This is a genomic window from Streptomyces parvulus (assembly GCF_014648855.1).
Classification (GTDB): Bacteria; Actinomycetota; Actinomycetes; order Streptomycetales; family Streptomycetaceae; genus Streptomyces; species Streptomyces parvulus.
In genome coordinates, this window is the sequence record NZ_BMRX01000040.1 from 1 (window position 1) to 5,280 (window position 5,280).

The 5,280-nt window shown below is 70.3% G+C and carries 6 protein-coding genes; 2 read left to right on the forward strand and 4 right to left on the reverse strand.

Features of this window, described 5'->3' with window-relative positions; genetic code table 11:
* Nucleotides 1–368 precede the first annotated feature (368 nt).
* Together IE108_RS34550 and IE108_RS34555 are read right to left on the reverse strand one after the other, a co-directional pair.
* The gene (locus IE108_RS34550; protein ID WP_064732458.1) at nucleotides 369–977 is read right to left on the reverse strand and encodes a hypothetical protein; all 609 of its coding nucleotides are present in this window, start codon (nucleotides 975–977) and stop codon (nucleotides 369–371) included.
* Between the two features lie 81 nt (nucleotides 978–1,058).
* Nucleotides 1,059–1,280, reverse strand: coding sequence for a hypothetical protein (locus IE108_RS34555; RefSeq protein WP_159394676.1), 222 nt, complete (start codon nucleotides 1,278–1,280; stop codon nucleotides 1,059–1,061).
* A 352-nt stretch (nucleotides 1,281–1,632) separates the two neighbouring features.
* Here IE108_RS34555 and istA point away from each other — a divergent pair, with 352 nt between their 5' ends.
* The gene (istA, locus tag IE108_RS34560; RefSeq protein ID WP_064732540.1) at nucleotides 1,633–3,273 is read left to right on the forward strand and encodes an IS21 family transposase; all 1,641 of its coding nucleotides are present in this window, start codon (nucleotides 1,633–1,635) and stop codon (nucleotides 3,271–3,273) included.
* Entirely contained in the window at nucleotides 3,270–4,052 is a 783-nt protein-coding gene (istB, locus tag IE108_RS34565; RefSeq protein ID WP_064732456.1) for an IS21-like element helper ATPase IstB, read from the forward strand. Before istA ends, istB begins: the two co-directional genes overlap by 4 nt.
* A gap of 10 nt (nucleotides 4,053–4,062) precedes the next feature.
* Here istB and IE108_RS34570 read toward each other — a convergent pair whose 3' ends face one another.
* Nucleotides 4,063–4,413, reverse strand: coding sequence for a hypothetical protein (locus IE108_RS34570; RefSeq protein ID WP_159394675.1), 351 nt, complete (start codon nucleotides 4,411–4,413; stop codon nucleotides 4,063–4,065).
* 187 nt (nucleotides 4,414–4,600) lie between these two features.
* Nucleotides 4,601–5,280 (reverse strand): hypothetical protein (locus IE108_RS34575; RefSeq protein WP_229852757.1); only part of this gene is annotated, 680 nt, incomplete at its 5' end.

The window sequence follows — 5,280 nt, forward strand, 5'->3', positions numbered from 1 at the left end:
CGGCCGCGCGCAGCTGGCGGCGCGTGGCGAACTGGTCGGCGGGAACGGTGCCCCACTCGTACTCCGGCAGCCCCTGCCCGGTACGCGGCAGCGCCGTGCGGCGCTGCCGTCGGGCGCGGGTGCTCACCTGGTCCCCCAGGGCGGGGGCAGGCGGCGCGGGCGCTGCGGGTAGCGGGGGCCAGGCACCGTGGGGCGGGGCCGGCCGATACGGCGGCGCGGTCGGGGGATGAGCACGGTCAACCTCCATACGTCGGTCGGTGGACAGGCACCGTGTCCCGTCGGCACGGGAACGCCGCGGGACACGGAGTGCTGCTGTGATGCAGATGCGCGGTCAGCCCGGAGCCCCGAGGCGCGGCCGAGGCCTCGTCTCACACGCGGTGCAGGCGGGCGCGGTCGCATTCGGTGGCGTCGAGGCCCGGGCCGTGCAGGTGCAGCGCAAGCAGGTCCTGGCGGGTCCATACCGGCGTCCACAGGCGGCCTCGCCGGCATTCGTTGCGACGGGGGCAGGGGGCCGCGGCCTGGAAGCCGCGCGGGCCGTACCGGATGCCGAGCCTCTGGCGGCCCACCACGATCTCGCCGTACAGGTGTGCGCGGTCGATCTCCGTGGTCACCTGCGCGAGGCGGTGGGCGATGTCGTGCCCGAAGCGGACGGACGCCTGCTCCCAGGCGCGGAACCACTCGGAGCGGGTGTAGCGGTCGGCGAGGAAGTCCGCCAAGGGGTCGGTGGGCGGGAGCCACTGGCCCGTGCGGGTGTCGACCGTTCCGCAGTGCGGGCAGGTCCGGCACGGGGGCCGGCCGGTGCAGCCGTCCTCGAACTGCTCCCCGCAGCACGGGCAGTGGTGGGACCGCTGCTCTTCCGGACTGCCCGCGGCGGCCCCGCACCCCTTGCACACGTAGCCGGTCCCCGAGGGTCCGGCGCGGTGCGGCATCGAGGGCGGGGGCGGGGGAGCGCCCTGGTGGGTGGGGCAGGTCTTCAATCTGGCACGTCCTTCCGAGAGGTCGGGACAGCGCTGCGCCCCGCCGGATGGCCGGCGGGGCGCAGCGCTGTACAGGGATGGTCAGGCGGTGGAGTCGGAGGCCGCGGGGGTGTGGCCGGGCGTGCTCGGGGCGGGGGTGCTGTGGCCAGGGTGCGGGGGCTGCGGGTGCGGGTCGGCGGCGCCGGGGTAGTTGGTGCCGATCATGTAGCCAATCAGCAGCCCGCAGACGCCGAAGACCTTGTGCCGGTTCGCCTGCCACCAGGTCGGCGGCGTCGGCTCCCGCAACACGCCTATGACAGCCACAAGTTCTCCAATCAGCAGAGGACAGAGGGATGGTCGTGGTGAGGCCGGACGGCCTCTCCAGCCCTCGCACACCGCCCGTAGGCGGAACCGGCGAGGACCAGGCGGAGCGTCCGGAGCATGAGCCACGCCATGACGCGCTGATGCCCCGCACCTTCGGCATAGGTGCGGGGCATCAGATGCGAGCGAAGGGGGTGGCTAGGGCGGCCGTCAGCGGCTCCACCGAGGCGAGTCGAATCGGCCCCACTGGTGGGGGCGGTCGGGAGCACTGAGGGGTGGTGGCGAGGCGAAGTGGCCCCACCATGGGCCTTGCGGTGGGACGGTGGTTGTGGTCCGCCGAGGGTGGGTGCTGCGGATGGCCTTGTCCAAGCAGGAGTTGTTTGATCGGATTCGCCGGGACAGCTGCCAGCTGAGGCTGTCGATCCGAGCGTTGTCGCGGAAGTACGGGGTGCACCGGCGTCTGGTGCGGGAGGCGCTGGCCTCGCCGGTGGCGCAGCCTCGCAAGCGTCCGGTGCGGATCTCTCCGCGGATGGAGCCGTACAAGAAGACGGTCGATGAGTGGCTGCGGGCGGATCTGGAGGCGCCGCGCAAGCAGCGGCATACCGCGAAGCGGATCGGCACGCGGCTGGAGGAGGAGTTCGGGGTCACGCTCCCGTACACCACGGTGCGGGACTTCGTCACCGCCCGCCGCCGCGCGATCGCTGCGGAGGAAGGAGTGCCGACCGAGGGCTATCTGACGCGGCACAACGTGCCCGGCGCCGATGCCGAGGTCGACTTCGGAGAGGTCTGGATCGATCTCGCCGGAGAGCGGGTGAAGTGCTTCCTGTTCGCGTTCCGGCTGGCCTACTCGGGGCGGTCGGTGCACCGGATCTCCCGGTCCTGCGGGCAGCAGGCGTTCTTCGAGGGCCACGTGCACGCGCTGACCGTCTTGGGCGGTGTTCCGGCAGGTCAGGTGCGCTATGACAACCTCACCCCGGCGGTCCGCAAGGTCGTCTTCCGCAGCCGGCTGCGCGAGGAGAACCCGAAGTGGACCGCGCTGCGCGAGTTCTACGGGTTCACCGCGTTCTACTGCGAGCCGGGACTTCGCGGGGCACATGAGAAGGGCGGAGTGGAGGGGCAGGTCGGCTACTTCCGCCGCAACTACCTCACGCCCGTCCCGAAGGTTCAGACGCTGGAGGAACTCAACCTCCGACTGGGCCAGTTCGAGGAGCGCGAGGCCGGTCGCCGCATCGGATCGCGGATCCGCACGATCGGCCAGGACTTCGCCCAGGAGGCACCGCACCTGCTGCCGCTGCCGGTCGATCCGTTCGAGACGGCGATGGCCTTCCACCCCCGGGTCGACCGCTACAGCCGGATCACGGTAAAGATGTGCTCGTACTCCGTCCCGGCCCGGTTCATCGACCGCAAGGTCACCGTCCACCTGACCGGCGACACGCTCGTCGTGTTCGATGGCCGCCGGGAAATCGCCCGGCACGCCCGGCTCGCCGGCCGCGGCCTGGAGCACCTGGTCCTGGACCACTATCTGGAGGTGCTGCTGCGCAAGCCTGGGGCCCTGGACCGCTCCGAGGCCCTGCACCAGGCCCGCGCAGAGGGCACGTTCACCGCCGCGCACGAGGCGTTCTGGGCGCTGGCCAAGCAGCAGCTCGGCGAGGACGACGGCACCACCGCCCTGGTCAGGGTGCTGCTCCTGCACCGCCATCAGCAGCACGCCGACGTAATCGCCGGACTTCGGGCCGCCGTGAAGCTGGGCAGCTGCAGCGAGGACGTCGTCGCTCTGGAGGCCCGAAAGGCCGCGCAGGCAGCCGGCCGGGCGCCCACCGTCACGGCGTCACCAGCAGCACCGGAACCGCCAGCGTCCATGGACCCGCAGCTGCCGCAGGTCAGCCACCTCACCTCGCGCCGTCTGGCCAAGCCCCTGCCCGATGACGTCCGGCCTCTGCCCCGCCTGGAGCAGTGGGACGAACTGCTGCACCTTCACCGCAAGGAGTCGCCATGACCACCGCCCACCACGCGCTCACCTCACAGGCATCCGACGCCGCGATCGACACCGCCTGCCGCATGCTCCGGCTGCCCACCATGCGCGCCCAGGCTGCCGACACCATCGCCCGCGCGGAGCGCGAAGGACTCTCCTACGCCGGGTTCCTCGCCGAGCTCCTGCTCGCCGAGTGCGAGGACCGCGACCGCCGCCGTGCCGAACGACGCATCCGCGCCGCCCGCTTCCCTCGCGAGAAGTCCCTGCGCGAGTTCGACTACCGCGCCAACTCCAACGTCGACCCGGCCGTCATCCACAACCTCGCCTCCTGCGACTGGATCGCCAAGGGCTACCCGCTCTGTCTGATCGGTGACTCCGGCACCGGCAAGTCCCACCTGCTCATCGCGTTAGGCACTGCGGCCGCCATGGCCGGTCATCGCGTCCGCTACACGACCGCCGCCGCTCTGGTGAACGAGCTCGTCGAGGCGGCCGACGACAAGCAGCTCGGCAAGACCATCGCCCGCTACGGACGCGTCGACCTCCTGGAGATCGATGAACTCGGCTACCTCGAACTCGACCGCCGCGGCGCCGAGATGCTCTTCCAGGTCCTGACCGAGCGGGAGGAGAAGAACAGCATCGCGATCGCCTCCAACGAGGCGTTCACGGGCTGGTCAAAGACGTTCACTGATCCACGGCTCTGCGCAGCGATCGTGGATCGGCTCACCTTCAACGCCACCCTCATCGAGACCGGCACCGAGTCCTACCGGCTGGCCCGCACCAAAGCGAACGCCGGGATGAAGTAGCCGACCGCCCTCACGAGGGAGGAGGAACCTCCCGGATGAGGCCCAGGGCGTCCCCAAACCGCAGGGCCAACGACCGGTCACCATACGTATCCGCGAACCCGCGGCAGATCGCAGGCTCGACACCCGCGGGCGCCGAGCCCGGCAGCGTCGAGTGACACGTCACATGCCCTTCGTCCGCCACAGCATCAGCGACCATGCTGCGGATCCGTTCCGGCATCGTGGTCCGGAACGGGTTGCCCGGCCGGAAGATGCAGGTCGAGCACCGCTCGGACAGCAGCCGAATCTCGCCGGTCGCTTCATCTGCGATCGGAACGCAGGCCGGCGCGTCGTCCTCGGACAGGTCGTCGGTCTCCATCGGCATGGAGGACATGATGCCCGATGTCCTCGCACGGCCGCCGTCTGATTCGTCAGCCCGGTGGTCCCGAATCGAGCCGCCCTCCGGGGCCGCCCCAAAACGCCTGATCTTCACGAATCACCCTAGAAACGGGGCCGATTCGACACGCCTCGGTGGGTCCGTTGATGACCGCCCCAGCCACGAAGGGGGTGTGTCACAAGAGCTTCGCTTGCCGCTGCTTCAGCTGCTTCCCAGTCTCGGTATCGATGGCGGTCCGGTCCGGTCGGAACTCGATCGTGCGGCCCGGGGCCCGGGTGCCTTCCTTCCACTCTGGACCGCCCACGGCAACCGTCATCCGGACCGCTTCGTACCAGTCCTTGACAGGCACCTTGACCTCCAGCCGGACCGGCGCGGGAATCTCGCCTTCCTTGAGGGGTGCGGGCTGCTCTTGGGCCTTCTGTTCGCCGGAGTCGATCCGAACGAACTTCGCCCTTTCGTCCCATTCGATCCAGACTGACAGCACAACAGACTGGCCGTCCTTGCTCCACCTCGCCCGGGTCTCGGTCTCGACCCCGTCGATGGTGAGGTCGGTAGCCGATACGCCCTTGTAGGCGGTGGCCTTCTCCTGGCGGTCCTGCTTGTTCTGGTCGTCTGAGGCGTTCTGCCAGACGACCGTGCCCGTGAGGGCGAGGGCGGCGATGGCGGCGACGTAGGGCCAGGTGCGCCGGCGCGGCCTCGCCGGTGCTTCGTCGTCCATCGGCCGGACGGGCGTGGTGGGTTCGGGTCCGCGGTGCCACTGCGGTGACGTGGTCTCGCGTTCGGTCTGCTCGAACCATTCGACGTCTTTGCCCATGCTGGCGACGGTAGCGCGCAGCTGCATGGCCTGGTCAGGCC

Excerpts from the sequence above, each read along its gene's own strand:
- istA (WP_064732540.1), top strand. The coding sequence starts at position 1,633 with ATGGCCTTGTCCAAGCAGGAGTTGTTTGATCGGATTCGCCGGGACAGC.
- istB (WP_064732456.1), top strand. The coding sequence starts at position 3,270 with ATGACCACCGCCCACCACGCGCTCACCTCACAGGCATCCGACGCCGCG.
- IE108_RS34570 (WP_159394675.1), bottom strand. The coding sequence starts at position 4,413 with ATGCCGATGGAGACCGACGACCTGTCCGAGGACGACGCGCCGGCCTGC.